General features: G+C 68.6%; 20 protein-coding genes and 4 pseudogenes. 14 read left to right on the forward strand and 10 right to left on the reverse strand.

The features are described 5' to 3' along the window. Positions 1-305: 305 nt before the first annotated feature. Both ACFWP5_RS35855 and ACFWP5_RS35860 read left to right on the forward strand, forming a co-directional pair. Entirely contained in the window at positions 306-1700 is a 1395-nt protein-coding gene (locus ACFWP5_RS35855) for a DNA-binding protein (protein WP_384166451.1), read from the forward strand. A 169-nt stretch (positions 1701-1869) separates the two neighbouring features. Beyond that, entirely contained in the window at positions 1870-2640 is a 771-nt protein-coding gene (locus ACFWP5_RS35860) for a TnsA-like heteromeric transposase endonuclease subunit (RefSeq protein ID WP_384166501.1), read from the forward strand. A 413-nt stretch (positions 2641-3053) separates the two neighbouring features. On the opposite strand, the gene ACFWP5_RS35865 is transcribed toward ACFWP5_RS35860, so the two are convergent. Next, positions 3054-3653, reverse strand: a complete 600-nt coding sequence (locus ACFWP5_RS35865; protein ID WP_384166454.1) for a hypothetical protein — start codon at positions 3651-3653, stop codon at positions 3054-3056. Here ACFWP5_RS35865 and ACFWP5_RS35870 point away from each other — a divergent pair. Together ACFWP5_RS35870 and ACFWP5_RS35875 are read left to right on the forward strand one after the other, a co-directional pair. After that, complete coding sequence (locus tag ACFWP5_RS35870) at positions 3652-4854, forward strand: Mu transposase C-terminal domain-containing protein (RefSeq protein ID WP_384166457.1); 1203 nt, start codon at positions 3652-3654, stop codon at positions 4852-4854. The genes ACFWP5_RS35865 and ACFWP5_RS35870 overlap by 2 nt on opposite strands. Then, positions 4851-5828, forward strand: coding sequence for a TniB family NTP-binding protein (locus tag ACFWP5_RS35875; RefSeq protein ID WP_384166504.1), 978 nt, complete (start codon positions 4851-4853; stop codon positions 5826-5828). Before ACFWP5_RS35870 ends, ACFWP5_RS35875 begins: the two co-directional genes overlap by 4 nt. Positions 5829-6055: 227 nt before the next feature. Here ACFWP5_RS35875 and ACFWP5_RS35880 read toward each other — a convergent pair whose 3' ends face one another. Continuing rightward, complete coding sequence (locus ACFWP5_RS35880) at positions 6056-6592, reverse strand: hypothetical protein (RefSeq protein WP_384166507.1); 537 nt, start codon at positions 6590-6592, stop codon at positions 6056-6058. 116 nt (positions 6593-6708) lie between these two features. Between ACFWP5_RS35880 and ACFWP5_RS35885 the strand changes: the two genes are divergently transcribed. Then, a complete protein-coding gene (locus ACFWP5_RS35885) occupies positions 6709-7476 on the forward strand; it encodes a transposase (RefSeq protein ID WP_384166459.1) in 768 nt (255 codons plus the stop codon). Between the two features lie 134 nt (positions 7477-7610). Here the strand turns inward: ACFWP5_RS35885 and ACFWP5_RS35890 are convergent. The 4 genes and pseudogenes from ACFWP5_RS35890 to ACFWP5_RS35905 all read right to left on the reverse strand — a co-directional run. Continuing rightward, positions 7611-7994: pseudogene (locus ACFWP5_RS35890) on the reverse strand (IS21 family transposase); the annotation flags it as partial. 124 nt (positions 7995-8118) lie between these two features. After that, positions 8119-8739 (reverse strand): WD40 repeat domain-containing protein, encoded by a 621-nt coding sequence (locus ACFWP5_RS35895; protein WP_384166462.1) that lies wholly within the window; start codon positions 8737-8739, stop codon positions 8119-8121. 209 nt (positions 8740-8948) lie between these two features. Continuing rightward, positions 8949-10403 (reverse strand): FCD domain-containing protein, encoded by a 1455-nt coding sequence (locus ACFWP5_RS35900; protein WP_384166465.1) that lies wholly within the window; start codon positions 10401-10403, stop codon positions 8949-8951. 361 nt (positions 10404-10764) lie between these two features. Beyond that, a complete protein-coding gene (locus ACFWP5_RS35905; protein ID WP_384166468.1) occupies positions 10765-12510 on the reverse strand; it encodes an APC family permease in 1746 nt (581 codons plus the stop codon). A 375-nt stretch (positions 12511-12885) separates the two neighbouring features. Between ACFWP5_RS35905 and ACFWP5_RS35910 the strand changes: the two genes are divergently transcribed. After that, the gene (locus tag ACFWP5_RS35910; RefSeq protein WP_384166471.1) at positions 12886-14367 is read left to right on the forward strand and encodes an aldehyde dehydrogenase family protein; all 1482 of its coding nucleotides are present in this window, start codon (positions 12886-12888) and stop codon (positions 14365-14367) included. Between the two features lie 51 nt (positions 14368-14418). Continuing rightward, positions 14419-15705, forward strand: a complete 1287-nt coding sequence (locus tag ACFWP5_RS35915) for an aminotransferase class V-fold PLP-dependent enzyme (protein ID WP_384166474.1) — start codon at positions 14419-14421, stop codon at positions 15703-15705. A 216-nt stretch (positions 15706-15921) separates the two neighbouring features. Here ACFWP5_RS35915 and ACFWP5_RS35920 read toward each other — a convergent pair whose 3' ends face one another. Beyond that, positions 15922-16254 carry a transposase gene (locus ACFWP5_RS35920; RefSeq protein WP_384166477.1) on the reverse strand — a complete coding sequence of 111 codons (333 nt, stop codon included), beginning with the start codon at positions 16252-16254 and terminating at the stop codon, positions 15922-15924. Here ACFWP5_RS35920 and ACFWP5_RS35925 point away from each other — a divergent pair. Beyond that, the gene (locus ACFWP5_RS35925; RefSeq protein ID WP_384166480.1) at positions 16158-16766 is read left to right on the forward strand and encodes a tetratricopeptide repeat protein; all 609 of its coding nucleotides are present in this window, start codon (positions 16158-16160) and stop codon (positions 16764-16766) included. The two genes, ACFWP5_RS35920 and ACFWP5_RS35925, sit on opposite strands and share 97 nt — an antisense overlap. Continuing rightward, positions 16767-17146 (forward strand): annotated as a pseudogene (locus ACFWP5_RS35930) (transposase); the annotation flags it as partial. It abuts the gene before it with no gap. Positions 17147-17228: 82 nt separating this feature from the next. On the opposite strand, the gene ACFWP5_RS35935 reads toward ACFWP5_RS35930, so the two are convergent. After that, positions 17229-17837, reverse strand: a complete 609-nt coding sequence (locus tag ACFWP5_RS35935) for a TetR/AcrR family transcriptional regulator (protein ID WP_384166483.1) — start codon at positions 17835-17837, stop codon at positions 17229-17231. 57 nt (positions 17838-17894) lie between these two features. Between ACFWP5_RS35935 and ACFWP5_RS35940 the strand changes: the two genes are divergently transcribed. Further along, positions 17895-18794: an alpha/beta fold hydrolase gene (locus ACFWP5_RS35940; protein ID WP_384166486.1), complete on the forward strand. Its 900-nt coding sequence runs from the start codon at positions 17895-17897 to the stop codon at positions 18792-18794. A 610-nt stretch (positions 18795-19404) separates the two neighbouring features. Here the strand turns inward: ACFWP5_RS35940 and ACFWP5_RS35945 are convergent. Beyond that, a complete protein-coding gene (locus tag ACFWP5_RS35945; protein ID WP_384166489.1) occupies positions 19405-19542 on the reverse strand; it encodes a hypothetical protein in 138 nt (45 codons plus the stop codon). 167 nt (positions 19543-19709) lie between these two features. Between ACFWP5_RS35945 and ACFWP5_RS35950 the strand changes: the two genes are divergently transcribed. The 4 genes and pseudogenes from ACFWP5_RS35950 to ACFWP5_RS35965 all read left to right on the forward strand — a co-directional run bounded on the left by ACFWP5_RS35950 (position 19710) and on the right by ACFWP5_RS35965 (position 23231). Beyond that, positions 19710-20813: a Gfo/Idh/MocA family protein gene (locus ACFWP5_RS35950; RefSeq protein WP_384166492.1), complete on the forward strand. Its 1104-nt coding sequence runs from the start codon at positions 19710-19712 to the stop codon at positions 20811-20813. A gap of 116 nt (positions 20814-20929) precedes the next feature. After that, positions 20930-21091: pseudogene (locus ACFWP5_RS35955) on the forward strand (hydrolase); the annotation flags it as partial. Between the two features lie 41 nt (positions 21092-21132). Further along, positions 21133-21786 (forward strand): hypothetical protein, encoded by a 654-nt coding sequence (locus tag ACFWP5_RS35960; protein WP_384166495.1) that lies wholly within the window; start codon positions 21133-21135, stop codon positions 21784-21786. Next, entirely contained in the window at positions 21783-23231 is a 1449-nt protein-coding gene (locus ACFWP5_RS35965; protein ID WP_384166498.1) for a LamG-like jellyroll fold domain-containing protein, read from the forward strand. Before ACFWP5_RS35960 ends, ACFWP5_RS35965 begins: the two co-directional genes overlap by 4 nt. Before the next feature lie 15 nt (positions 23232-23246). Here ACFWP5_RS35965 and ACFWP5_RS35970 read toward each other — a convergent pair. Continuing rightward, positions 23247-23455 (reverse strand): annotated as a pseudogene (locus ACFWP5_RS35970) (IS5/IS1182 family transposase); the annotation flags it as partial.

The raw sequence follows: 23455 nt of genomic DNA on the forward strand, positions 1-23455 counted from the left end.
CATCCCCTTACACGCCGCCGGGGGCCGGATCCGGATGCCGGAAACCAAGATCTTTTCCCAACTCCCCCCGCTTCCCCGCCTGTCGCATCGTCTTCGCAGGTCACAGGGGTAGCAGACGGACAGGAAAGTCAGTGGGGCGTGGAGTCGGGAAGGGCCCCGCCGAGTGGGAGTGCGGGCCACGGGAAGGAGGCGGGGCCAGGGCGCCGTGAGAACGAGCCGGCACCACGGCCGCCGCTTTGCTTGATCCGCCGGGCATCCGTTGCGAAAGCGCCCGCCCGGGACGGCGAGCACGAGACCGTGGTGGAGTGACCCATCACCCCGGCCTGCTGCGGACCGCTCCCCTGCCGATGGAGACGACCTCGTCGCTGATCTGCCGCATCGCGAGCCGCTACGGGCTGGAAGCGAAGGCATTGCGGTCCTGCTGGCAGTGGCGCAACTACCCGCCGGGGCACGACGGCGGGGGCGCGCGGGCCGACGCCGAGGTGCTGCTGAACGCGGCCGGACGGCAGCTCCTGGCAGGCCTGTGCGGTGTCGAGGAGGACGTCCTGGCGCGGGCGTTGCCGTCCTGGGGACAGGAGGACGCCAAGCTGTCGGCCGGAAGGAACGGGGTGCCGGCGGCGGCGTGGCGGACCGGCGGCGCGGTCGCCGGTCCGGTCGCCTTCGGCTGCCGCCTGTGCACCGCCCGGCGTACGGGGACGGCCGTGCGGGTGGTGCGGTACGCGCCGCGATGGGAGCGGGTGTGTGTCCGCCACGGGCGGTGGCTCCTGGACGCGGACGCCGACCAGCCGCTTGAGTATCTGGACGTGCGGGGTGTACCGGAAGTGGCCGCGGCGCAGCGGCGGTGGACCGGGGTGGCGCGGCGGTCAGCACGGGCCGGAGCAGAGCCGGAGAGGGTGTTCGCGCTGGCTTATGCGGTGGTCGCCCGGTGGTGGGAACAGGCCCTCAACTGGGAGCGGGAGACGATGTGGCCGGGGCGGCTGCACCAGGTCGCGGGCGGCAACGCCGGGACGGAACTGGACTGGTGGCGGATCGTGGGGCGGGACGCGGTTGTCTTCCCCGAGGTGGTGGCGGTTGCCGACGCACTGCTGGACCCGGCCATGGCCGAACTGGAGTGGGCTGACAGCGGCGCCGTGCGGCCGCGGGCGCTGCCTGCCGACGGGGCGTTCTGCCGCAGGCTCGGTGAGCGGGTCGGGCGCCCGTGGCTGGGGCCGCTGGCCGCCACCGACTACGGTGGCCCGCTGACCTCCTGGATGGGCGCCGTCATCCGCATCCGCCGCGGCGCCGGCGGACCGCCCGGATACGACAACGACCCCTGGTGGCTGCGCCAGGAACACCAGGCCGCCACCATGGCCGGACAACTGCGGGTGCTGGGCAAGGAGAAGAAGGCGCCCGGCTCGGGGACGATGTGGCGCGCGACGGTGCCCGCCGAACAGCGGGCACTGATCACCAGCACGATCGAGAGCGCCGAGGAACAACTCGTTCAGCTGCGCGGGGTACAGACCGGGCCGACCGCCGACGTCGCCCAGCAGCTCCTGCGCAGCCTCCGCCACAGCGCCGCCCTCATCGACAACGCCTGGAAGCGGACCGCCCTGGCCGCCGCGAACGCCGGGATACCTCTGGAAGAGGTCGCCCAGTGGGCGGACGTGTCTCCCGGCACCTTGATGAACATGCTGGCGGCCCGCCAGGAAGACGACGGCTGAAGAACCGCCCGGCACGCGCGGGGCGACCGGCAGAGGCCTCGTCAACCGTTAGCGCACGCGGTACCCGTTCGTGGCAGGAATCCCGGAAACCGCAATGGCTCCCTGTGGATGGGGCTTGGCTGAAGCAGGTGATCAAAACGGTGGTGCAGCCGGGCCCGGCGGCCGGGCGATGCGGGTGACGGCGGACCGGGGCGCGGGGTTCGAGGCGGTCTTCCTCGATCCCGTGGGGCAGGTGGTCCAGCAGCGGTGGGTGGACGCCGCCCTGGCGGTGGCCTTCGAGGACCTGCCGCCGGTGTCCGCGTTCCCGGTGATCCCGGGGCGGCGGTGGGGGCCCGGCCTGTGGTGGTCGGCGACGACCGGACGGCACGTGGCCGCCGGCTCGAACGCGATGCGCATCCAGCTGATGGTCCTGGACCGCGACCCGCGCGTGAGCGCCCTGGCGGGGCGGCCGGTGCGGCTGCTGTGGCGCACCGGCCGCGGCCAGGTCCGCTCCTGGGTACCGCAGCTCTTCGCCCGCTATAGCGACGGCACCGCCCTGCTGGCCGACTGCCCCAGCCACCCCGACGCCGGCGGCGACCGCGCCCTGAAGTCCGCACGGGCGGTGGCTGCGGCGTGCGCGGACATCGGCTGGAGCTACCGGCGTCTTGAACCGCTCGACGACGTCCTGGCCGCCAACCTGAAATGGCTGGCCGGCTACCGCCACCCCCGCAACGCCGGCCGAACCGACCTGCTGGCGGCAGTCCTCGAGGAGTTCGCCCGGCCGCGGCCGCTGATCGAGGGCGCCGAAGCGGCCGGCGACCCGATCGAAGTCCTGCCCGCCGTCTTCCACGCCCTGTGGCACGGCCAACTGACGACAGGCCTGCAGACGCCGCTGCACGAACGCGTCCTGGTCGGCCCGCGAGGCTGGAGCAGCCCCGGCACGACGGGAGGTGCCGGGTGAGCACGCGGCGCAACGCCCGGCCAGCGGTCAGGGTCGGGGCGCATGTCCGCTTCCGCGGCGTGCGGTGGCAGGTGGTCGCCCTGGCCGGGCAGGACATCCACCTCGTCGGCCCGGACGGCGGCGGCCAAGTAGTGCTCGCCGGGCACCTGTTCGCCGACCCCGGCTTCACCGTCATCGGAGCCGACGCACCCCAGGCGGCCCCGCAGTGGGGGCTGTTCGAGACCGCCCCCGCCGCGGCACGCGAGAAGGCACTGGCCTGGCAGCGGCACGTACGGGAAGTCGAATGCGGCCTTGCCGGCGGGCCCGGCAGTGAAGGATCCGTGCGGCCGCAGTACGACCCCGCACAGCACACGCTGGCCGAGCGGGAGCAGGCCAAGGCCGAGGAGTTGACCGCGCTCGGCTTCGGCCGCGTCTCACGCACCACCGTGCAGCGCATGCGACTTGCCTACCGCAAGCAAGGCCTGTGGGGGCTCCTCGACCACCGCACCACCCGCACCCCCAGCCCCACGGGGCGGGCCGACGAGCGGGTCGCCGCCGCGGTCCGCGAGGCGCTGCGCCGCCGGCGCGGCCGCTCCAGAGGCACCATCAACGGCCTGTTCCCCCTGATCAACCAGATCCTTCAGGACCGGCACGGCCCGGGCACCGTGCCCGCGCCGTCCCAGGCCACCCTGTACCGGCTCGTCACCGCCCTCGCCCGCCCCGGCGAACTGCCCACCGGCCCCGTCCGGTCCCTTCCCGCCAGCTTCGAGGGGCGGGCCTTCACCCCCACCAGGGCGCTGCGGCCCGGCGAACAGGTCCAGGTCGACACCACCCGCCTGGACGTCCTCGCCCTCTTCGACGACGGCACCCTCGCCCGCCCCGAACTCACCATCGCCATCGACGTCGCCACCCGCGCCATCCTCGCCGCCGTCCTGTGCCCCAGCGCGACCAAGGCCGTGGATGCGGCCCTGCTGCTCGCGGAGATGGCCGCCCCCCCACCCCGCCCGCCCCACCTGGCCGAACATCCTGCGCATGGACCACAACCGGGCACTGCCCCACCAGCGGCTGGCCACACTGGACGAGCGCCTGGCCGGCGCGGCTGCCCGGCCCATCGCGCTACCGGAGACGATCGTCGTCGACCGCGGCAGGGTCTTCGTCTCCCGGGCATTCACCGCCGCCTGCGAGAGCCTCGGCATCAGCGTCCAGCACGCCCCGCCCCACGCTCCCACCGCCAAAGGCATCGTGGAGCGCGCCTTCGGCACCATCAACCACCTGTTCTGCCAGCACCTGCCCGGCTACACCGGATCCGACGTCACCCGCCGCGGCCCCGACGCCGAGAAAGAGGCCTGCTACAGCGTCCCCCACCTGCAAGACCTCCTCGACGAATGGCTCGTGCACTACCACCACCGCCCCCACGAAGGCCTGCGCCCCCCGATGATGCCCCGCAAGGCCCTCACCCCCAACCAGATGTGGGCCGCCCTGATCGCCGTCGCCGGCTACGTGCCCGTCCCGCTGACCGGCCGCGACTACCTCGAACTGCTGCCCGTGCGCTGGCAGGCCATCACCGCCTCCGGGATCCGCATCCACCACCGCACCTACGACGCGGACCTCCTCGCCTCCTACCGCGGCCGGCCCTCCCCGGTCGCCGGCCGCAACGGGAAATGGGAAATCCACCACAACCCGCACGACGTCCGCCAGATCTGGGTGCGTCTGCCCGACGGCGAGCTGACCGAGATCGGCTGGATCCATCGCGATCACGTCCACCAGCCGTTCGACGACCGCACCTGGCAGCACATCAGAACCCTCGCCCTGCACGGCAACCACAGCGACAGTGACAGCGAGCAGCATGAAGCCGATCTCGCCGACGCCCTCGACCAGCTCATGCGGCGCGTCCACAGCGGCCACGCCACCAAAACCGAACAGGCCCTCATGGCCCGCACCACGGCCCTCCCCCGCCCCGCAGCCCGCCCGCCGGAAGACGGCAGCGACGCGAGCGCCGGCAACGCCGGGCAGTGGGACCAGGACGACAGCATCGACGACCTCGACGACCATCCCGACACCGAAGACGACGCAACCCATCTCCCCGCCCCGTACACGGGATTCGGGCTCTACGACGCACACGAGGAAGCCGACAAGTGGTGCCCCCCCGCCCCCACCGGCAAACCCAGAGCACCGCACCGGCCGGAAGCGACGGCACAGAGCACCACGGTGCGGCCGGGCCGTCCTGGCCCCTGACCACCTGGCAGGGCTGGCACCGCTTCGCCACCACCGACCCGCCCGCCCCGCCCCAGCCCGGCGATCCACCCCGCAGCCGCGAGGAACGCCTCGCCTACCACTCCGCGTTCGTCACCATCCGCACCCCCGCCATCAGCGAACTCGCCACCCAGACCCGCACCCTGATGATCCTCGGCCGCCACCAGCAGGCCACCGCCCGCCCCTCACTGATCGTCACCGGCCCCGCCGCCGCCGGGAAAACGACCGCCCTCCTCCACGTCGGCCGCGCCTGCCACCTCGCCCACACCCGCAAAAACCCCGCCCCGCCCCAAACAGCCCACACCGCCGTACCCGTCGCATACGTCCTCGTCCCGCCCGGCGCCACCGCGAAAACCCTCATCACCGAATTCGCCCGCTACCTCGGCATCCCCGTAACCACCCGCATGACCCAGACCCAGATCACCGAAGCCGTCTGCCACACCTACACCCAGGCCGGTGTCCAACTCGTCCTCATCGACGAAATCCACCGCCTCAACCCCCGCACCACCACCGGCGCCCAAGCCGCCGACCTGTTGAAAGACCTCACCGAACGCCTGGCCGCCACCTTCGTCTACGCCGGCATCAACCTCCCCGACACCCCCCTCTTCACCGGCGTCAGAGGCGCCCAACTCGCCGGCCGCGCCACCCTCATCACCTGCGGCCCCCTCCCCCCCCGCCACGGATCACGCCACCCCTTCCGCGACGTCATCACCGACATCGAAAACAACCTCGACCTCACCCACCACACACCCGGCACCCTCCCCCGCCACACCCCCTACCTCCACCAACGCACCGCCGGCCGCATCGGATCCCTCACCCGACTCATCCGCCAAGCCGCCATCACCGCCATCACCGCCATCACCGCCATCACCGAACGCATCACCAAAACCCTCCTCGACACCATCCGCCTCGACCACCTCGCCGAAACCCACCACCGCCCCACACGCACCCGTTAGCCCCACCCGCCGAGCAGGCAGAACAGCCCTCACCAGCACAAACACACGCCGAGCCTTTTCACGCCAAAGCTACCTCCAACGAACCCACCCACACTCAGCACACAAGCGACAACCCCAGCCCACGCACCCCGGCCTCCCCACCAAAGCCGCCCACCCCACCTCTCAGCGAACCAGCAACACACCAGGCCAGCCGACACCCCATACACCAACAAGCCCCCCTCCGAGCGTCACCATGCCGTCAGCGCGGCGAAGTCGTCGATGGCGAGGCCGCGTCGGGGGTCGATCCGGTGCAGTAGGGCGGGTCCGTCGTGGTGTTCCTTCACCCAGGCACTATCGGCCTCCGTGATCTCGTCGTCGATCCAGGCGAACGCCCGGCCTTTCGCCCACGCGCCGATCTCAGGCGTCTTCCAGAACACACCGTCGCCGGGCTGAGCCCGCGGTGAGGACCAGGGAATGAAGGGCAGCTCAGGCAGTCCCAGGACTGGCGCGATGAAAGCGTTGGCTTCTTCCTCCCAGGTGGTCGCCCACACCAGGTCGAAGGGAAGGGCACCCAGCGCCGGGCCGTGATTCGGGTTGAGCCAGACCCGTAGCGGTTTCACGGGCTTGTTCGGCAGCCCCCACTCAGTCAGCCGGCGCCGCTCGGCGGTCTCCCAACGAGGCGTCAGGAGACGGTGCGTCTGATAGCCCTCGGGCCGGCGGTGCGGCTTCGCGGCATACGGATTGAGCGGTCCGTCGACATCCACCAACAGCACTGGGCGCACCAGCTCATCCCCCTTGGTTCTGCGTCGCACGGTATCGGCTGATGACGCGACCGCCCAGTGAAATTCCGGCGTAGGGATCTCCGTAAGTTCGGGCTCCGGGGTGGTGGGACGATCTTGATGTGACTGCAGTGATCACGGCGTCGGAGCCGTCTTGGATAGCCCCCTCCACCGGGCTGGACCCGCGCGCTTTCCGCAGGCTGATCACGATGCTGCGCCGCGAGGGAGCCGAAGTGCTGCGGCCGGGACGTCCATGGTCGCTACCGCTGGAAGACCGGGTGTTGCTCCTCGCCGCTTACTGGCGCACCAACCTGACGCTGCGGCAGCTCGCCTTGCTGTTCGGTATCTCGAAGTCCGCAGCCGACCGGATCGTCGTCCGCACCGGCCCACTGCTCGCGCTCAAGCAGCGACAGCGTTTCCGCAAGGGCACGGTGCTCATCGTGGACGGCACCCTGGTTCCCACCCGCGACCACAGCATCGCCGAACAATCGAAGAACTACAGGTACTCCACCAACCATCAGGTCGTCATCGACGCCGACACCCGGCTCGTCGTGGTGGTCGGCCGGCCCCTACCCGGCAACCGCAACGACTGCAAGGCATGGGAGGAGTCGGGCGCGAAGGCCACCGTCGGCAAGACCATGACGATCGCCGACGGCGGCTATCCAGGCACCGGGCTCGTGATGCCTCACCGTCGCCGCAAAAGCGAAGACCTGCCCGACTGGAAACAGGCCCACAACAAGTCCCACAAACAGGTCCGAGCCCGCGTCGAGCACGTCTTCGCCCGCATGAAGACCTGGAAGATCCTCCGCGACTGCCGCCTCAAGGGCGACGGCGCCCACCACGCCATGCGCGGCATCGCCCGCCTGCATAACCTCCACCTCGCCGGATAGGCGAGCGGCCGGACAGGCCACCGACCACGTCCCCAACGAGTCAAAGATCATTTACGGGACAGGACTCAGATGAATGAGCCCGGTGTTCTCAGTAGACGTAGGCGATCAGCAGAACATGAGCAGTGGGACCATGCCCACTGCAGCCACAACCCGGGCTCGGTGATCCATGGCCGGTAGACCCGCCGCGATCCGGCCCGCATGCTCGCCTTGACCTCCGCGACCACCCGCCGGGTGGTCCTTTCCCCGCCCGTGAAGCCCATCGCCGTGATCCGCCGGTGCACAACGTCGGCGCGGATCCGGCCGTGGGAGTTCACCACCAACTCCTCGATCTTCGCGAGGTACTCGTCGATCGGGCGGGCCCGGTGCTGCCGCTCGGTCGGGCTCTTGCCCTCGGCCCGAGCCTGCACATACCGGGCCACCGTGTGGTGGTCGCAGCCGGCCAGCTCGGCCGCCGCTCGGTAACTCCCCGTGAGGTCGTATGCCTCAAGGATCTCCATGATCTCCCTGCTGTTCTTCACACCGACCAGCTTCGCTGACCGGTATCGGTCCAGGTCCGGGGAGATATCTAGCCGTCCGTGGGGCAATCCTTGGCATGAGTAGGGCGCTAAGTGACCGCCTACGGGGAGTATCTACTGACCGCCGTCACAGCCGCAAGGTGCCATCTTTGTCTCCCGAGAGGGCGCAACGCCCGTCGAGTGTGAATCGGATATCTGTGACGGATTGCTGGCGTCCTTCGAGAGTCTGCAGGAGTTCGCCATCCATGGCGCCCCAGACTGTGATCTTGCCGTTGCCGGCGCCCGCGAAGATGAAGCGCCCATCTGGGCTGAACTCGGCGCACGTCACGTCGAGTCCGGTTTCGAACTCCCGCACACACTCGCCTGCCGAGTTCCACATGCGAATGCCCGGTTGGTCACGCCCCCTCCAATCCGCATCGCTGGTTGATTCGACAGGTACGTGCGGATTCGGCGGTGTCCATGAACGCCCCCTGAGGCTTGCCACAAGAAGGTCGTCGACCGGACTCATGCACAGCGGCTGTAGGTCATTGATGAAAATCTTAAGTCGGCACTCACCGCTATCGAGATCCCACAGCCGTATCGAATAGGCGGCCGCGGACACGCCGACACGGCCGTCGGCACTGATCAAGGTCTTGTAAATCGGGAGCCGGTGTACGCGCAGTTCCTGCAGGCGTTTACCCGTGGCAATGTCCCATAGTTCGAGATCACCGTGGGCACCAAAGAGCACCCGCTTGCCGTCAGGCGACATCGACGGCGCTCTCGAATCCGCGCCGGTGATTCGCGCGCTGAAGACGATGGCCCTGCAGCCCGCGTTCTGAAGGTGAGAGGGAGAGAAGGGGCACGACGTCCGTCGGCAGCACCACACCGCGGCGCGGCTTTCATCCTGTCGGCGCCCAGAGGCGGTTCACGCTCTGTCTCGTGCCCGTATCAAGCACGCATGTTCCGGCACGGGGAGGATCATGGGGCGGTCGCCAGGGACCATTCGAAGATGTCGAGAGGGACCACATGCAGTCCCGCCGTGGCTCTCACCACGTCCCCGACGTTGTGGGTGGCCGAGTTCGAGACGATCACGCGGGATTCGGAGTTGAGCAGGAGGCAGGTCCCCGCTGCCTGGGCCAGCCAGGGAGCGAAGTGCCTTTCCATGTCCGCTGCCAGCACGTCGATCGCTGAGATGCCCAGGAACTGGTCGTCGTGCGAGATGGGGTAGGAGAACGTCATCGAGTAGTCGTCCACTCCTCCGTAGTCGACGTACGGCCCCGTGGCCCACGGAGCACGGTGCGTCCGGGGGCGGGCGATGAATTCCTTGAGCTCGTAGTCGTAGAAGTCGTCACGTTCAGGATCCAGCACGTGGCGAGTGTCGCGCTCGAACGGCCCTGTCTTCGTGCAGTGCCACCAGTCCAGCCAGTACGGATGCTGGGCCACGGTGCCTACCTCCGCCAGGACACCGATTCCGTCGATAGCCGGCCCGATGTCGTTGAGGCGGGCCATCACCGCCCGGCCCACCACGTTGTGCAGGTCACTCGGGTTGATGTTGCTCGCGAGCGGTTCGGCGACAGCTTCCGCGATCAGCCTCAGCTGAGTGAGGAGCTGATCGGCGAAGTTGCGCACCTCGGCGGGGAACGAACTGAAGCCCTGCATTGCCTGCTCTGCCGTGCCGTGTTGTGCGGCGATGAGTTCCAGGCGCCGTGCAACAAGCTTCCGCACCAGTTGGGAGAGATGATTTTCCGCGGCGGCGCGCGCAGCCTCGGGCTGCCGGCTGCGTACGGCCTCGGTGATCGTCCGCATTCCCCGCGCACACTGGCGGCGGTCGGCCTGATCAGTGAGCAGGAGACTCGCGATCCAGTCGAATTCCTCATGCATGGTGATCTCGGCCCGGCTCAGCCGTGCTGACTGCGCGGCTGCGGCGAGCTCCAGATGGAATCGGCCGAACGCGCGCCGGGCATGGTCGAGGTCGCTGTCAGCGGCCACGAGGCCCGCGTACTGGTTCAGCCGCTCGACGTTCGCGTCGGAAGCCCGGTGTGCGGCCAGGGCTGCCGCCTGCACGGTGAGCATCCGCCGCCAGTCGCCCAGGTCGCGCAGCTCTGCAGACGACATCTGCGCCAGTTCAACACCGGCCAGGTCGGTTGTCGCGGTGCTCCGCTGGACGAAACTTCCGCCGTTCTTGCCAGCGCGGGTGATGATGAGTCCTTCATCCCGCAGGATGCCGAGTGCCTCGCGCAGGGTGAAGCTGGTGACGCCGAGCTGCTTGGCCAGGTCCGACTCGCGGGGCAGCTTGTCTCCGTCTGACAGGAAGCCCAGGCCGATCGTCGCGCGCAGCCGTCGTACGACGGCAGAGGCAGTGTCAGTGGGTGTCAGGGTCCCGAAGAGCGCGCGACGCGTCGGTGCAGAAAGGGCGCCCTCTGATTCGGCCACGTAGTTCACGACCCCTTGCTTCATCGTCTGTTCTGCCCCTCACCTGGATACCGACGTCCCCGGCCGTCAGCTGGCGGCCCGTAAATGTTTACTATCGATGATTTTACTGTTGGCCGTGGTCCCGGTGGGCCGTCGGGCAAGTGCTCAAGCTCCTGCGGCGCCGGGCGATCCGGCGGCGGCTGAGAGCGTCTGCGAGGGAGCGGCAGGCTTCACGATCGCGTCAGCCGGGCCCCTCCTGTCGGAATGGGCCCGGCTGGTCACGCCGAGAGGACGGGTGCGGCCAGTCGCGGCCACTGTCTGCTCGACCTTCCCTCGATGAGCTGCGCGTCCGCGCGAGGCGGAAGTCTGCTGTGTTCCTGCCTCAGGCGTCCAGCGGCAGGGGATATACGTCCTGGACGTTCTGGTCGACCTGCTCGGAGGGGAGCTTCCGGGTCATGGCGGTGTAGTAGATGGCCAGGCTGAATGCAGCCATCGCCAGCATGTCCCAGCCCAGGCCAAGGCCTCCCTGGCCGCCGACCCAGAGCCCCTCGAACACTCCTACACCCTGCAGGACCGCACCCGGCCCGTACTGGGTGAAGTAGATGATCACACCCAGGCCGACGAGGTAAGGGAACAGCCACACCGCTGCGGACCAGTCCAGCGGCACCCGGTCGGAATTGAGGCCCAGGGCGGCCGAGACTGCCATCAGCGCATATCCGATGAGCAGGGCAAGCATCAGCGTTGTATAGGTCCCCCAGCCCGACCACATGACGATGAAGTTGGCCATGACGAAAGCCAACGGAGCCAAGACGCGTGCGACGGGAAGCCGGTAGGCCCGCGGCAGGTCGGGCTTCTGCGACCGCAGCGCCCCCAGAGCGAGCGGCGCTCCGGCATACATCAGCACCGATGCGCTGGCCACGGTGCTGACGAGAGAACCCCAGCTCGGGAAGGGCAGGAGGAAGAGCAGGCCGATGACCGTCGACACGATGATCCCGAACACCGGTACGGACCGTCTGCCGGAGAGCTTCTCGAAGGCACTGGGGAGGTGACCGCCCTTGGAGAGGCTGAAGCTGACTCGCGACGTGGTTGTCAGGTAGATCAGGCCGGTGCCGGACGGTGAGACGACGGCGTCCAGCCGCAGCAGGGCTGCCAGCCAGCCCACTCCGGCGAGCGTGGCCACCTCGTAGAAGGGCGCCCCTTGCAGAGCCGTGAGAGCGGGGTTCGTCGTTGTGGGATCGACCAGGCCCCCCCACGTGCGACCGTGGGCCAGGAGGGCCGGGTCAAGCGCGCCGATGAAGGCGATCTGGACGCCGATGTAGATGGCCGAGCCGAGCAGGATCGATGCGATCACGGCCCGCGGCAGGTCCTTCTTCGGGTTCTTGCTCTCACCGCCGATCTGGACCGCCTGCTCGAAGCCGATGAGTGAGAAGACCACGGCTCCCGGCACGGCGACGACGATCGATTTCAGTGCCGCTCCCGGTACGAAGAACCCGCCGCCAGCGGTGAAGTTGCCGGAGTGGAAGTGTCCGACCGCCAAAACGATCATGGCGAGCACCGGGAGCAGCACCTTGAGAAAAGTCAGCGAGCTGTTCACTCGGGACAGGAAGGAGATGCCGATGAGATTGACCACCGTGAAGAAGAGCATCAGTACGACGGCCAGGGCGATGCCCCATCCCGACAGCGCGCCGTTCTCGTAGAGGTGCCACCGGGCGAGCGGCTTGTAGGTGGATGCGTACTGGATCGCGGCCAGGACCTCGATGGGCGCGGTGGCTGCGGCCTGGAGGTAGGTGAACCATCCGAACGTCGCGCCGGCGAGACTGCCGAACGCGTAGTGCGGGAAGCGGCTGGTGCCCCCACTCACGGGAAACAGGCTCCCCAGTTCTGCGTGGACGAGGGCGAGGAGCAGGATGATCAAGGTGCCGATCACCCAGGAGATCAGGGCAGACGGTCCTGCGATGCCGGTGGCTGTGAGGGCGCCGAACAGCCACCCCGACCCGATGATCGATGCTTCGGATGTCCACAGCAGCCCGAGGAAGCCCACGTCTCGCGGCATCCCCTCGGTGTCCAACACCGGCTCGGCCGGTGAACATCGAGGCCCGCTCTCGCTCTGAGGCTTGGTTCTGGCCATGGACTCTCCTGATCGATTCAGTAGCCCGTCGTCGTGCCGCGACAACACCCGACCGGACGTTGAGAAGCTGCGAGGCCACGGGGGCCCGGCTGGCCTGAACTCTACAAGTACGAATATTTGAATTCAAGGGTTCAGCAGCCACTGCCTGCCTACCCCTTGCCGTGCGCGGCGCCACGGCAAGAGAACTCGTCAGTGCAGCACATAGGCACGTCCGCACCCAGCCTGCTTGGCGATGGCCCCTGTCGTGCGCGCCTGCCGTCCGCACAGTCCATCCCGCCGCACGGATCAGACCGTAAGATTCATTGACGTAAAATATTTGCAGACGTAGCTTAAGGTCGACGCTCGTCGAGGTGGACCGCGCTTGAGGAGGCCATTTTGCAAGCCACATCGTCCTATCCGTCGCCGGACCTGATCGACTATCTCCGACGCGATCCGCTGGGACACGTCATCGACGGGATCACCGAGCGGGGCGACCAAGCCGGCACCCATCCTGTACTGGATCCTTCGTCAGGCAGGACCATCGCGACGATCGGCCTCGGCACCGCCCGTGACGTCGACCGGGCGGTGGCATCGGCCCGCACGGCCTTTCCCGAATGGCGCGCCCGCACCCCCGCCCAGCGCGCGACCGCCCTGTTCGCTCTGGCAGACCTGATTCAGCAGAACGCCGAACTCCTCGCCCAGCTGGAGTCGATGAACGTCGGCAAGCCGCTGGCGACGTCGCGCGATGAGATTCCGGGAGTAGTCGACACCTTCCGACTCATGGCCGGCGCCGCCCGGACCGGGACCACCCCGGGGGCGGACGAATACGCGGAAGGCCACCTTTCCTTCATCCGCAGGCAGCCGCTCGGCGTTGTCGCAGCGATCACCCCCTGGAACTACCCCCTGCTGACGGCCGCGTGGAAGGTTGCCCCGGCCCTGGCCGCAGGCAACACGGTCGTCGTGAAGCCCTCCGAACTCACCCCTCTCACGACCGTTCTCTTCGCCGAGCTCGCGGCGAAAGTGCTGCCGGCCGGTGCGGTCAACGTCGTCCTGGGCGACGGCGACGGTGTCGGCCGCCCTCTCGCAGAGCATCCCGAGATCGACATGATTTCTCTGACCGGATCGGTCGACAGCGGAGTGGCGGTCGCGGCCAGTGCAGCGGCAACCCTCAAACGCGTCCACCTGGAACTCGGCGGCAAGGCGCCCGTCATCGTATTCGGCGACGCCGACCTCACCGGCGTAGCGCAGTCACTGCGTACCGCCGCCTACTGGAACGCCGGCCAGGAGTGCGGAGCCGCAACGCGAGTGCTGTGCGAGGCGTCGGTGGCCAAGCAGCTTACCGACGAGCTCAAGGCCACCGTCGCGACGTTGCGCTCGGGAGGCCCTGGTGACGGCGAAGAGATAGAACTCGGTCCGCTGGTCAGCGAGCAGCACCTGGCCAGAGTGGACGCCCTCGTGCAAGACGCCATCGAAAGGGGCGCCACCGCGGTCCTCGGAGGAGGCAGAGACATCAGCCGCCCAGGATTCTTCTTTCAGCCGACGATCCTGACCGACATACCCGCAGGCTCCGCGATCGCGACGGCCGAAATCTTCGGCCCAGTCGTCACCATTGAAACGTTCGAAGGCGAGGCGGAGGCCATCGACAAGGCCAACGACAGCCGCTACGGCCTGTCGGCCTCCGTCTGGACCGAGAACGGCCGCCGCGGCCTTCGCGTAGTCGAGGAGCTCGACTACGGGACCGTATGGCTCAACTCCCATCTGGTGCTTGCGAACGAGATGCCCTGGGGCGGCTTCGGAGCCTCCGGGAACGGACGCGAGCAATCGGCGTACGCGATCGAGGAGTTTTCGCGTACCAAGCACGTGATGCTGGCCAAATGACCGGACGGTCTGAGACGGCACGTCACATCGACACACTGAAAGGCACCCGACATGTCCATCTCTGAAAACGCACGTCCGGCCGAGTCCGCGACCGATACGCCCGGCTTCGACATCGAATGGGCCCGGCAGCAGTTTCCCGCCTTCGCCGCCCCAGCCCTCGCGAACTGGATCCACATGGAGAATGCCGGCGGCAGCTACGCCGCCCGGCAGGTACGCGACTTGCTGGTGCAGTTCTACACGGACTCCAAGGTGCAGCCCTACTACGCGGGCGATCCGTCTCGGCGAGCCGGAGAGGCGATGGACCGGGCCAAAGCCCTCGTCCCGGCGACGCTCAATGCAGACCGTGATGAGGTGATGTTCGGGCCCTCGACCACCCAGAACACCTACATCCTCTCGCACGCCATCCGTGAGCAACTCACCGAAGGCGACGAAGTGATCGTCACCAACCAGGACCACGAGGCAAACATCGGCGCCTGGCGCCGACTCGCGCAGACTGGCCTGGTCGTCAAGGAGTGGAGCGTCGACCCTACGACGGGGCTCCTCGACCTGGAAGACCTCAAGGCTTTGGTCAACAACCGGACCCGGCTCGTGACGGTCAACCACGCCTCCAACGTGGCAGCGACCATCAACCCCATCCGCGAGATCGCAGAGTTGGTGCACGCAGTCGGCGGACGACTGGTGGTCGACGGAGTGTCCTACGCACCGCATGCGGCGATCGACGTTCGCGCCCTGGACTGTGACTTCTACCTCTACAGCGCCTACAAAACGTTCGGCCCCCACGTCGGAATCATGTACGCCAAGGCAGCCGAACTCGCGAAAATCCCCAACCAGGGTCACTTCTTCAACGGGCACATGCCGACCTACCGGCTGACCCCGGCTGGCCCGAACCACGCCGAGATCGCCGCTGCAGCAGGCATGGTCGACTATTACCGTGCCGTCTACGAACACCACGTCGGCCCCGCTACGGGTGTCGCGGACGTGGAGGTGGTGCGAGCCGCATTCGCCCTTTTCGGCCAGCAGGAGCAGATCCTCATGCTCCCCCTTGCCGACCTGCTGACCAAACGTGAAGGGGTGCGCCTCATCGGCAGTCACTCCGCGGACCACACCGTGCGGATGCCGACGTTCGCCTTCCACACATCCCGCCAGCCGGTCCAGGACGTCTACGACAAGCTCATTGCCGCAGGGATCAACTGCGGCTGCGGCCCATACGACGCAGTCCGACTGATGAAGGCGCTGTCGATCAATCCCGACCAGGGTGTCATCCGGCTCTCCCTGAGTCACTACAACACTGCCGAGGAAATCGATCGTGTTCTGAACGTGCTTGACGCTGCTCTCTAAGCTTGAGACGAAACCTGTGGCGGTCAGGGGGCGGGGTGTTCGGTTCACCGCTCTTCTGTTCGTTGGCTGCCTTCGAGCAGGGCGTTGCCTACGTCGTAGACGGGGGTCTTCCGCTTGTTGCGGCGGCCGGGCGGGCGTCCCGGCCCGGGGCGAGAGGGTTTCGCGGGCTTTGTGAGAACAGGCAGAGGCTGTCGCACGGCTCTTGCCCGGTGAAGGTCAAGAGCGATTCTTGGGCGTGTGCTTGATGAGTTTGTTGAGGTTGTGCACTGTGCCGAGGAGCTTGATCTCGGCGTCCACCGCGTTGTGGCCGCGGTAGTTGAGGTGTCGTCCGAAGCGTTGGAAGATCTGGGCGAATCCCGGCTCGACCAGGGCACTGCGTTGACGGTAGTGGGCCCGTCCTGTCGGGGTGGCAAGGCGGGCCGCCATGTCCTGCTGGCCGGCAGGGGCACGTTGTGACCTCCGGCCACCAGGCGGCCGCTCCCTGGGGCGCCCTCGCCCTGGGCAACCTGCTGGGGAAAGAGCACGACGAGGCGGGCGCGGAGGCGGCATGGCGAAGCGCGCTGGAGTCCGGACACCCCGAGGCTGGCTCCTGGACGGCCCTCAACCTGGGCAACCCCCGCTCGGCTCGCCACGACGAGGCCGGCGCCGACGCCGCATGGAACACCGTCAAAGAGAAGGACCAGCCCCAGGTGGTAGCGGTGCTGGCGAAGACGCTTGCGGAGATGGGCCGCAGCGACCAGGCACGTGCGATGTGGGAACGCGTCATGGCGTCGCCGGCCGTCGAGTTTGCAGCCGAGGCCGCCACCGGCCTTGCCACACATCTCGGCGCACAGGGTGACACGGCGGGAGCACAGGCGGCGTACCGCCGGGCCATCGAGACCGGGCACGCCGTCTACGCACCGACGGCCGCCTACAACCTCGCCATGTCGCTCAGACAATCCGGGGAAACCGACGAGGCCAGGACCTGGCTGGAGTACGCGGCGGACTCCGCCCTCCGCATGGTCGCCTCCACGGCGCGTACCGAACTCGACGCCGCCCAACCCGGAGGCGGCACGGAGTGAATTGATGAGCTGTGGCACCGCCTGGAGCCGCTGCCGCCGCAGCGCGAGCGCAGGTTCCGGTATCTCGGCCGCAAGGCATTGCCGAACCGTGAGGTGCTGTACGGGGTCTTGTACGTGCTGCGCACCGGAATCCAGTGGCAGTACCTGCCGCAAGAGTTGGGGTTCAGGTCGGGCATGACGTGCTGGCGCCGTCTGCGGGACTGGAACGAGGCCGGCTTGTAGCAACGGCTGCACGAGGTCCTGCCGGCCGAACTGAATGCGGCCTCGCGCCTGGACTGGTCCCGCTGTGTGGTCGACTCCTCCCATGTCAGAGCGCTAAGAGGGGACAGCACACGGGGCCGTCGCCGGTCGACCGAGGCCGGGCCAGCTCGAAACACCACTGAACCCGGAGCCCTTTGATCAGAGACGGGTTCACCAGCCTCGTGTCGCGGCGGTGGCACGGACGCGAACGAGCCTTCCCGCCTATCGCGGCCCCGGCGGTTCGGCCGGCCGGTTCGGCAGAGCCTCGGCATTCTTGGCGGCGGCTGCCGCGACGGTTGCCAGGTCTTCGCCCGAGAAGCCGGCGCGGCTCAGCACCGCCAGAGATTTGTTCGTCGCCAGCGTGCACAACGCCAGCTCTGCCGCCTCCTGCTCACCGGCCCCCGCCGCCAGCAACGCCTGCTCCAGCCTCGCCCGCAAACCGTCGATCATGGCGCGAACCACCGCCCGGCCCTCCGCGTCAAGCGCCGGGAACTGCGTTGCCGACACCGTGAGCAGGCAGCCATCCGGGACCGTCGGGTCGGCGATGCGGTTCAGGGCGACCTGCAGGTAGGCGGCCACAACGGCGCTCGGGTCCGGGTGGGGACCGGACAGTGCTTGCTCGTACAGCGGGTGGTAGGTCTGCGCGTACCGTTGGAGGCTTTTGCGGAAGAGGGCGCTCTTGTCGCCGAAGGTGCCGTAGAGCGAGCCCCGGCCCAGGCCCGTGCCCTCGGCCAGGCGATCGATCGAGGCCTCCGAATAACCCCAGCGCCAGAAGACGTGCATCGCACGTCGTAGCGCCTCGTCCACGTCGAATTGCTTGCGGCCTGCCATGGTCCGTCAGCCTACACATCTTGTACCGATCGTTCAAAGATAGGTAGGGTCGCCAGCATGACAAGCTTGAGTTCGCTGCGGCTGCCTGACGGATTCCTCGACGTCTTCACCAGCCGGCTCGTGGAGGTCAACGGACTGCGGCTGCACGCGGTCACCGGCGGGGATGGCCCGCCGCTGCTGCTGATCGGCGGGTGGCCCCAGACCTGGTACGCCTGGCGGGAAGTGATGCCCGCCCTCGCCCGTGAGCACACCGTCGTCGCCGTCGACTCGCGCGGGGCCGGGCTCTCCGACAAGCCCGACGACGGGTACGACGCCGGCACGCTGGCCGCCGATCTGGTCGCGTTGATGACCGCGCTCGGGCACGACCGGTTCGACGTGGTCGGCCACGACATCGGCACGTGGACCGGATACGCCCTCGCCGCCGATCACCCCGAGCGGGTGAGCCGGCTCGCCATCCTCGAAGCAGTGATCCCCGGCCTCACGCCGTCCCCGCCGTTCTTCGGCCCGGCCGCGGCCAACCTGAAGCTCTGGCAGTTCGGCTTCAACCGGCTCGACGACCTCAACGAGGAACTGGTCCAGGGACGGGAACGGCTCTTCTTCGGCTGGCAGTTCGCCACCAAGGCCGCCACGCCGACCGCGATCCCCGCGCACGCCGTCGACGTCTACGTCGACGCGATCACCGCGCATCCCCGCGCGCTGCGGGCGAGCTTCGCGTACTACCGGGCGCTGGACGAGACGATCGCGCAGAACGAGCAGCGCAGCAAGACCCGGCTGACGCTGCCGGTGCTCGCCGTAGGCGGCGCACTGTGGAGCGGCGCGAATGCCGCCCAGACGATGCGGCTGGCGGCCGACGACGTCACGGAGGTCGTCCTCGACGACTGCGGCCATTACCCGGCCGAGGAGCAGCCGGCGCGGTTTGTCGAGATCCTGGAGGACTTCCTCGTGGCCAACCGGTAGCAGGCACGCCACACGGCTGAACTTCGCGAACGACAGGCGGAGCTTCACAGACTCCGCTACGTCGTCAAGCAGGCCCTCGCCCTCCTCCACCAGCTCAAACGCCTCGCCATCCGATGGCAACGACGCCTGGCTCCTCCGGCTGAACTGCCCGTTCACCAGGGAGGCTTACGTGATGGCCTGCCCCTGTTCAGGGAGCAGACAGAGTCAGCGGATGAACGCCCCGAGCAGACACCCGCGCGTTCCGGGACCCTGCCCAGCTACACCACTCCACGGGACGTGATCTTCTCCTGGGAATGCCCGCACGGAGGCAGAGGTGGTGATAGCCGGCACGGAACCCGTGAGGCGCGAAGTCGACGAGGCACAACCGCAGATTCGCGTGCCCCACACGCGTCGGCAGGCCCTAGTCGCAGACCCGTCTCCGATGCGTGTCGAAGCTGCTCATCCCAAGACGCTACGGCCTGCCGACCACGGTTCGCACGTCACTTTGGCGGCCCAAGGTCTCGTTCCGGCCGTGCCCGTCACGGCACCACTGCCAGAACGCGGAAGCCGACGAGTGAACCGAGACCGCTTCACGGCTTCGCCCCCGGGATGGGCTGGTGTGCCCGCCCGGTCAGTTCTCGGGGTCGCGGAGGCCGGCAGGGGCCCACTGGCGTGTTTCCTCGACCGCCCGCCTCAGGCCATTGAGGAGCAGTCGGGTGCCGCCTCGGATGTGGGCGAAGTCCTGCTCGCCGTCCGGGCCGGTCAACACGAGGTAGGTGTACTGCTCATGTCGTCGGTCGTCGCATAGCGTGCTGTCGCGAGGGTGGCCACGTCGTTCGTCACAAAACAATCTTGGACACTCTCGTTCTCGTCTCCGCAGGCACCCCTTGGAATTGATCATCTACACTTGCCGCCCTGATGCGGGAGGAGCGGGCAGTGAGCGCAGCACCCATACGGTTCGGCATCGTGGGAAGCGGCTGGCGGGCCGAGTTCTTCGTACGGCTGGCACGAGCGCTGCCCGAACGACTCGCGGTCGCCGGTGTGGTGACCCGCTCCGCCGACCGCGCCGACCGCGTGGCGGCGGAATGGGGCGTGCCGACCTTCCGTACGGTCGACGAACTATGCGGCACCGCACCGGAGTTCGTGATCCCCTCGGTGCCGTGGGAGGTCACGCCGCACGTCGTACAGGAACTCGTCGAGCACGGGACACCGGTGCTCGCCGAGACCCCGCCCGCACCCGACATGCAGGGACTCGGCCGGCTGTGGGACGCCGTGGGCGCCGCGAAGCGCCAAGGGGGCGGCGCCCTCGTCCAGGTCGCGGAGCAGTACACACTCATGCCGGGCCACGCCGCCCGGCTCGCCCTCGTACGGCGAGGAGTGATCGGCGAGGTCAGCTCCGTGCAGGTGTCCTCGACGCACATGTACCACGCGATGTCGCTGATCCGGCACACGCTGGGCGTCGGTTTCGGACCCTCGACCGTCACCGCGCGGGCTTTCACCGCCCCTCTGGCTGACCCGCTGACGCCGACCGGATGGACGGACGACCTGACTCCGAAGGACGCCGTCACCACCCTCGCCCTGCTGGACTTCGGCGCGGCCCGTACGGCGCTCTACGACTTCACGGACAACCAGTGGTGGAACCCGCTGCGGGCCCGCCGGATCGTGGTGCGGGGGTCGCTCGGCGAGATCGTCGACGACGCGGTGGTGCGGATGGCCGACCCGCGCACTCCGGTGGAGTCCGCGCTGACGCGCCGCCGTACCGGCACCGACCTCAACCTGGAGGGGTCCGAGGTCCACCACATCTCCTTCGACGGAGACGTGGTGTGGCGCAACGAGTACGTGGGCGCGAGCCTGTCCGAGGACGACCTCGCCGTCGTGGATCTGCTGTGCCGGACGGGCGCGTGGGTACGGGACGCCGGCCCGGAACCGTACCCGCTGGCCGACGGCTGCCAGGATCACCTGCTGGCGCTGGCCTGCGAGGAATCGGCCCGCACCGGGACGCCCGTGACGACCACGGTGCAGCCGTGGGCAGGCAGTTGACGCCCCGGAACGCAGGCCGGACTCTGCCGCCCCTCCGAACGGGCCCGTTCCACCAGCATCGCGACCGACTGCTCGTCGGCCTGGGACGGCTGTGCCGCCGCGGTCACCACCTGCGCGACCGTCGAGGGGCGGTCCGCACGGGTGAGACCGTCCAGTACGTCAGCCCCGAACTCGCCTCCGGCCGGCACACCCTGCGGATCCGGGTGGCAGGCGACCACACCGTCCAGTCGACGGCGTCGTTCGTGAGGGTGGACCTGGCCGAGGTGTACACCGACTGACCTGACACCGGCACGCCAAGGGCATCCTGGGCAGCCCGCAGGTGCGCACCCTGCACCGCGGCTCCGACAAGGCCCTGCACAGCGTCCATCAGCGCAGGCTGCTGCTCATCGTGCTCGCCAACCGCCGCCGATCGCCGGAGCTGAACTCCCTTGCCCAAATCCCGCTGGCCGTGTGGCTGTGGTGGGGCGAGGAGTACGTGGCCGTGCAGCGGGCGCAGCGGGCGTTTTCCACCTGGCTCGGGCGCGGCCAGCGCAACAAGGACGTCGCCCGCGATGGGGCCGTGGGACTGCTGGGACAGATCAACCACCCGCTGGCCACGCCGACGGCGCGCATCCGCCTGGTGCGGCTGGTCACCGACTTGGGCAACGGCCAAGCCCTGACCCCACGAGGGCGGGCCGAACTGGTGGACGCGGTGCGGGAGGTGATGGAGCCCGACAGCGTGTTCGCCGCCAGCGGGATGGTGCGCGCCGTGGGTCCCGTGGGGGCCCCGATGACGTACGAGCACGCCGTCGCCCGCGCCGAGATCATCAGCCTGGCCGTGCAGCATGTCCTGCGCGCGAGCGTGAGTGAGCAACTCCTGGAAAAAGCGCGCCGCGGCCCAGGCCTGGACGGCCGACTATCTCGCCGAGCGCCCCGGTCTCGAGGCGGCGGCCGGGTCCCTCGCCGACGCCTTCCGCTCCCCCACCCTGGGTGAAGGGCGCTGAACAGCCCTCGGGGATCTGGCATCTGGACAACGGCCTCACCGACTCCACCACCGCGACCCAGCACCCGCTGACCTCCTCGGGGACCACTTGGGACACCCTGTCCCGCAGCGGCTCCGGCGCGGCGAAACTGAACGGCACTACCGCGTACCTCTCCACCTCCGGTGCGGTGCTGGACACCACCAAGTCCTTCACTGTGTCGGCCTGGGCTCGTCTGACGAAGAAGGACGTCAACTACACCGTCCTGACCCAGGCGGGTACGAACGCCTCCGGGTTCCAGCTGTACTACTCGACGGCCTACAACGCCTGGGTCTTCAACCGGCACCAGACCGACGTCGCCAGTCCCGTGCTCACCCGCTCGATCGGAAGCAAACCGCCGGTCCTGAACGCCTGGACCCATCTCGCCGGTGTCTACGACGCGGCAGCGCAATCGATCCAGCTCTACGTCAACGGTGTCCCGCAGGGCGATCCGGTGGCGTTCCCCGTGACCCCGTGGAAGGCGTCCGGCGGACTTCAGATCGGCCGCCTGTTGACTTCAGGGGCCGGCAAGGAGAACTTCGCCGGCACGATCGACGAGGTCAAGGTCTGGTCCCGCGCACTCGCGGACACCGAGGTCACCCACGACGCCTGGCTGGAGGACGAGGATCTGAGCGACGGCACCGCCGGCGACCCGGTCCCGGCACTCGTCGCTAGGTGGGACGCCACGGACCTGGCCAACGCGACCGGCACCACGGTCAAGGACACCAGCGGCTTCGGCCGGAACCTCACCCTCAACGGCGCAGCGCTCACCCAGTTCACCACCGGCGACCCGGACATCGGCGAGAAGGTGACGACCACGCAGGCGATGACCCTGAACGGCACCAGCGCATACGCCACCGCCACCGGACCGGTCGTGGACGACGCCGGTTCGTTCACCGCGACCGCCTGGGTCACGCTGGACCCCGCCAAGCTAGCCGACACCAGCAAGTCGTACGCGGTGCAAGTGTTCGGCCAGTCGGGAACGAGCCAGTCCGCCTGGGGTGTCTGGTACGAGCAGCCGGCCGGCAGCACCCAGGGACGATGGACGTTCGGTCGCCCCGACAAGGACGGCACCGGAGCGGCCTGGACCAAGAGCGAGTCCACCGCTTTCACCACGGCCCAGTTGGGCGTCCCGGTGATGCTGACGGTCGTCTACGACGCCCAGTCGGCAGCCGATCCCGATGACACCTCCAAGCTCGGTGCGCTCAAGCTCTACATCGACAGCGCCCTGATGGGGGACGAGGACGGCGTGCCCTACTCCGCTCCCTGGCAGGGCGGCGCCGCGTTCGAGATCGGCCGGGCGAAGATCAACGGCGCCGCCGCGCGCTACTTCCCCGGAAGCATCGACAGCGTCCGCGTCTGGGCCGGAGCCACCTCCACCGACACCATCGCCAACCGGCGCAACACCGAGCAGCACTAGGCGGTTTCGTTTGGATCATCGGGCGGACCAGAGGAAGATGCCGGCGATGTGGAGTCCGGCCAGGTAGATGGTCGCGGTCTTCTCGTAGCGGGTGGCGATACCCCGCCACTGTTTGAGGCGGTTGATGCACCGTTCGACGGTGTTGCGCTGCTTGTAGGTCTCGCGGTCGAAGGCGGGTGGTCTGCCGCCCCGGCTGCCGCGTCGCAGCCGGTGTCCGCGCTGGT

The sequence above is a fragment of the Streptomyces sp. NPDC058469 genome, from assembly GCF_042721125.1.
In the GTDB taxonomy this organism is placed as follows: Bacteria; Actinomycetota; Actinomycetes; order Streptomycetales; family Streptomycetaceae; genus Streptomyces.

Bases quoted from the DNA above. Each gene is read 5' to 3' on its own strand.
- ACFWP5_RS35860 (WP_384166501.1), top strand. From the start codon at position 1,870: ATGCGGGTGACGGCGGACCGGGGCGCGGGGTTCGAGGCGGTCTTCCTC.
- ACFWP5_RS35870 (WP_384166457.1), top strand. From the start codon at position 3,652: ATGGACCACAACCGGGCACTGCCCCACCAGCGGCTGGCCACACTGGAC.
- ACFWP5_RS35865 (WP_384166454.1), bottom strand. From the start codon at position 3,653: ATGCGCAGGATGTTCGGCCAGGTGGGGCGGGCGGGGTGGGGGGGCGGC.
- ACFWP5_RS35895 (WP_384166462.1), bottom strand. From the start codon at position 8,739: ATGTCGCCTGACGGCAAGCGGGTGCTCTTTGGTGCCCACGGTGATCTC.
- ACFWP5_RS35905 (WP_384166468.1), bottom strand. From the start codon at position 12,510: ATGGCCAGAACCAAGCCTCAGAGCGAGAGCGGGCCTCGATGTTCACCG.
- ACFWP5_RS35915 (WP_384166474.1), top strand. From the start codon at position 14,419: ATGTCCATCTCTGAAAACGCACGTCCGGCCGAGTCCGCGACCGATACG.
- ACFWP5_RS35920 (WP_384166477.1), bottom strand. From the start codon at position 16,254: ATGCCGCCTCCGCGCCCGCCTCGTCGTGCTCTTTCCCCAGCAGGTTGC.
- ACFWP5_RS35935 (WP_384166483.1), bottom strand. From the start codon at position 17,837: ATGGCAGGCCGCAAGCAATTCGACGTGGACGAGGCGCTACGACGTGCG.
- ACFWP5_RS35940 (WP_384166486.1), top strand. From the start codon at position 17,895: ATGACAAGCTTGAGTTCGCTGCGGCTGCCTGACGGATTCCTCGACGTC.